Origin of the sequence: Ochrobactrum sp. SFR4 (genome assembly GCF_019730395.1) — a bacterium.
Lineage (GTDB): Bacteria > Pseudomonadota > Alphaproteobacteria > Rhizobiales > Rhizobiaceae > Pseudochrobactrum.
Map to the genome: position 1 here is coordinate 1 of NZ_JAAPBB010000761.1, position 273 is coordinate 273.

The 273-nt window shown below is 49.8% G+C and carries 1 protein-coding gene; it reads left to right on the plus strand.

Features of this window, described 5'->3' with window-relative positions:
* Positions 1-7 precede the first annotated feature (7 nt).
* The coding region (locus tag HBA93_RS21135) for an SDR family NAD(P)-dependent oxidoreductase (protein WP_221724577.1) at positions 8-273 on the plus strand (266 nt) is incomplete at its 3' end.

Here is a 273-nt window from a genome sequence, read left to right on the forward strand (position 1 = left end):
GCAACCGATGACACCAAATACGCAAACTTCACCTGTTCCACAAAAAACTATTCTGATTACCGGTTGTTCCAGCGGTATCGGCGCTTTTTGTGCGCAGGCACTGAAACAGCGTGGCTGGAGAGTGTTTGCGACCGCTCGTAAGGCTGAAGATTTGGCCTATTTGCGGGAGCAGGGCTTTGAAGCATTTTATCTGGATTATTGTGAGCCGGAGTCAATTGCAGCTGTTGCTGAAGCGGTTCTGAACGCCTGTCATCACCAGCTTGATGCCTTGTT